Annotated in this window: 7 protein-coding genes; all 7 read left to right on the forward strand. The window is 39.6% G+C overall.

Annotation, left to right across the window (positions count from 1 at the left end):
* Window positions 1-165, forward strand: a 165-nt coding sequence (gene infA, locus QZ158_RS08010; protein ID WP_293887446.1) for a translation initiation factor IF-1, incomplete at its 5' end; no start/stop codon positions are given.
* A 24-nt stretch (window positions 166-189) separates the two neighbouring features.
* Complete coding sequence (rpmJ, locus tag QZ158_RS08015; protein WP_001808836.1) at window positions 190-306, forward strand: 50S ribosomal protein L36; 117 nt, start codon at window positions 190-192, stop codon at window positions 304-306.
* A 17-nt stretch (window positions 307-323) separates the two neighbouring features.
* Complete coding sequence (gene rpsM, locus QZ158_RS08020) at window positions 324-689, forward strand: 30S ribosomal protein S13 (protein ID WP_000090781.1); 366 nt, start codon at window positions 324-326, stop codon at window positions 687-689.
* A gap of 17 nt (window positions 690-706) precedes the next feature.
* Window positions 707-1,090, forward strand: coding sequence for a 30S ribosomal protein S11 (gene rpsK, locus QZ158_RS08025; protein WP_001118385.1), 384 nt, complete (start codon window positions 707-709; stop codon window positions 1,088-1,090).
* Window positions 1,091-1,135: 45 nt separating this feature from the next.
* The gene (locus QZ158_RS08030) at window positions 1,136-2,074 is read left to right on the forward strand and encodes a DNA-directed RNA polymerase subunit alpha (RefSeq protein WP_002894519.1); all 939 of its coding nucleotides are present in this window, start codon (window positions 1,136-1,138) and stop codon (window positions 2,072-2,074) included.
* 11 nt (window positions 2,075-2,085) lie between these two features.
* Complete coding sequence (gene rplQ, locus QZ158_RS08035; RefSeq protein WP_002894521.1) at window positions 2,086-2,472, forward strand: 50S ribosomal protein L17; 387 nt, start codon at window positions 2,086-2,088, stop codon at window positions 2,470-2,472.
* 247 nt (window positions 2,473-2,719) lie between these two features.
* On the forward strand, window positions 2,720-3,801 hold a 1,082-nt coding region (locus QZ158_RS08040), incomplete at its 3' end, for a glutamate-cysteine ligase family protein (protein WP_293887444.1).

Consider the following 3,801-nt stretch of genomic DNA (forward strand, 5'->3'; position numbering starts at 1 on the left):
AATGCAATGTTTACGGTTGAACTTGAAAATGGACATCAGATTTTAGCAACAGTTTCTGGTAAAATTCGTAAAAACTATATTCGTATTTTAGCGGGAGATCGTGTTACTGTCGAGATGAGTCCATATGACTTGACACGTGGACGTATCACTTACCGCTTTAAATAATCGAAAAACTTGGAGGGATAAGAAATGAAAGTAAGACCATCGGTCAAACCAATTTGCGAATACTGTAAAGTAATTCGTCGTAATGGTCGTGTTATGGTAATTTGCCCAGCAAATCCAAAACACAAACAACGTCAAGGATAAGATAGAAAGGAGAAAACATGGCTCGTATTGCTGGAGTTGACATTCCAAATGACAAACGCGTAGTAATCTCATTGACTTACGTTTATGGTATCGGACTTGCAACATCTAAGAAAATTTTGGCTGCTGCTGGAATCTCAGAAGATGTTCGTGTACGTGACCTTACATCAGATCAAGAAGATGCTATCCGTCGTGAAGTGGATGCAATCAAAGTTGAAGGTGACCTTCGTCGTGAAGTGAACTTGAACATCAAACGTTTGATGGAAATCGGTTCATACCGTGGTATCCGTCACCGTCGTGGACTTCCTGTCCGTGGACAAAACACTAAAAACAACGCTCGCACTCGTAAAGGTAAAGCTGTTGCGATTGCTGGTAAGAAAAAATAATATAGGAGGTAAAAGTCTTGGCTAAACCAACACGTAAACGTCGTGTGAAAAAGAATATCGAATCTGGTATTGCTCATATTCACGCTACATTTAATAACACTATTGTTATGATTACTGATGTGCATGGTAATGCGATTGCTTGGTCATCTGCTGGAGCTCTTGGATTTAAAGGTTCTCGTAAATCTACACCATTTGCTGCCCAAATGGCATCTGAAGCAGCTGCTAAATCTGCACAGGAACACGGTCTGAAATCAGTTGAAGTTACTGTAAAAGGTCCAGGTTCTGGTCGTGAGTCTGCTATTCGTGCTCTTGCTGCCGCTGGTCTTGAAGTAACAGCTATTCGTGATGTGACTCCAGTGCCACACAATGGTGCTCGTCCTCCAAAACGTCGCCGTGTATAATCATCAACAATTACACAGCTTTTCGTTTCAGAGGGAGTATAGCAAATGATTGAGTTTGAAAAACCAAATATAACAAAAATTGATGAAAATAAAGATTATGGCAAGTTTGTAGTAGAGCCGCTTGAGCGTGGTTATGGTACAACACTGGGAAATTCTCTTCGCCGTGTGCTTTTGGCTTCACTTCCAGGTGCTGCTGTTACTTCAATTAATATTGAAGGTGTTTTGCACGAGTTTGATACAATTTCCGGTGTCCGCGAAGACGTGATGCAAATTATTCTGAACGTCAAAGGGATTGCTGTAAAATCTTACGTCCAAGACGAAAAGATTATTGAACTGGATGTTGAAGGACCAGCAGAAGTAACTGCCGGAGACATTTTGACAGACAGTGATATTGAAATTATAAACCCTGATCATTATCTCTTTACAATCGGAGAAGGCGCAAGCTTTAAGGCAACGATGACTGTTAACAGCGGCCGTGGTTATGTGCCTGCTGATGAAAATAAGAAAGATGATGCACCAGTGGGAACACTTGCGGTGGATTCTATCTATACGCCAGTGACAAAAGTTAATTACCAAGTTGAGCCAGCTCGTGTTGGTAGCAACGATGGTTTTGACAAACTAACCCTTGAAATTTTAACGAATGGAACAATTATTCCAGAAGATGCTTTGGGACTTTCAGCCCGCATCCTTACGGAACATTTGAATCTCTTCACTAACCTGACAGAAGTAGCTATTGCTGCAGATGTTATGAAGGAAGCAGAAAAGACTTCTGATGACCGCATTTTGGAACGGACCATCGAAGAATTAGATTTGTCAGTTCGCTCATACAACTGTTTGAAACGTGCAGGTATCAATACTGTATTTGATTTGACAGAAAAATCTGAGCCTGAAATGATGAAAGTTCGTAACTTAGGACGTAAGAGTCTGGAAGAAGTAAAAGTTAAACTTGCTGATCTCGGTCTGGGGTTAAAAAACGATAAATAAAGGAGGAATACATGGCTTACCGTAAACTAGGACGCACTAGCTCACAACGTAAAGCAATGCTTCGCGATTTGACAACTGACCTTTTGATCAACGAATCAATCGTGACAACTGAAGCTCGTGCTAAAGAAATCCGTAAAACAGTTGAAAAAATGATTACATTGGGCAAACGTGGAGACTTGCACGCTCGTCGTCAAGCAGCAGCTTTTGTACGCAATGAAATCGCATCAGAAAACTATGATGAAGCAACAGAAAAGTATACTACAACTACTGCTCTTCAAAAATTGTTCTCTGAGATTGCACCACGCTATGCAGAGCGCAACGGTGGATATACTCGTATCCTGAAAACTGAACCGCGCCGTGGAGATGCTGCGCCAATGGCAATCATCGAATTAGTTTAAGATCATCAATCTTTGTTGAGTGTTATGATGATGGAATAGAATCTCTATTCTTAGTCTAGCTCTGGTCTACCGCTAGGATTCTTTCCTAGCGGGAACACTCATCATATAGTTGATAATAGGTAGACGCTTGTTTACGAAATTGCTTTTAATCCAAAAACAATTTCGTAAGCAGGCGTTTTTGCATGAAGCTAGGAAAACACCTGAAATTTTGTTATAATACTCTAACACTATCAAAAATTTATAGGAAATGGAAATGACTGATTCAATCCAAATTTTAAAAGAGCGTTATTTAAAGAATATTAAAGAAAATCCAACTGTCTACATTGGCATTGAGTTAGAATTTCCTATTGTCAATTGCCAGGGCGGAGCGACGGATCCAAATGTTGCCAAGAATCTTTTGAAATGTCTGTTGAAAGAGTATGATTTTGAGTCGGAACGATTTGATAGAGATGGCAATCCCATCCAACTGAAATCTACTAAAAATGAAGACAGAATTCTTTTTGAGGTTTCTTACAATACTTTGGAATTCGCTTTTGCCAAGGCTAGTAGAATTCAAGAAGTTGAAGAGCGTTTTAAGAACTATCTGAACATTATTCAGCCAATTCTGCGCGAAGAAAACCATGAAATTCAAGGAGAAGGTATTCATCCTTTCTGGGCTGAAAATGATAATAGTCCAGTTAAATATCCAAGATATGAAATGCTGATGCAGTATTTAGCTATGGGAAAGAACATGGAAGGTTTGCACAATTATCCAGAATATGGTGCTTTTATTTGTGGGAGTCAAGTTCAGCTGGATGTCTCAAGAGAAAATTATTTAAGCGTCATCAATGTCTTCAATCAAATTGAAGCTGCTAAAGCATACCTCTTTGCCAATTCAGAGTTTTCAGATTCTTCTTGGGATACAAAAATAGCTCGGGATATTTTCTGGGAGCAATCGATGCATGGCATTTTACAGGAAAATGCAGGCGTTAATTCGAAAGACTTTCAAACAGAAGATGATTTTTTTGCTTATCTTAGTAAATCAGCGCTTTTCACTGCTGAACGGGAAGGTAAATCCTACTATTTCTATCCGATAGCTGCTAATGAATACATGAGTCAGAAAACTATTGAGGCTTATAGCCTTTCAGGTGAAAAAGTAAACTTGACTCCAAGGGAAACGGACTTCAAGAATCACAGAAGTTACCAGTATCAAGATTTGACGACACGGGGGACAGTAGAGTTTCGGAGCGTCTGCACCCAGCCTTTTGATAAAACTTTTGCTTCTGCCGCTTTTCATCTTGGTATTTTAGAAAACTTGGAGAATGTAAAAGCCTATTTACAAGATGCTCC

The organism is Streptococcus sp. A12, assembly GCF_905372335.1.
Lineage (GTDB): Bacteria > Bacillota > Bacilli > Lactobacillales > Streptococcaceae > Streptococcus.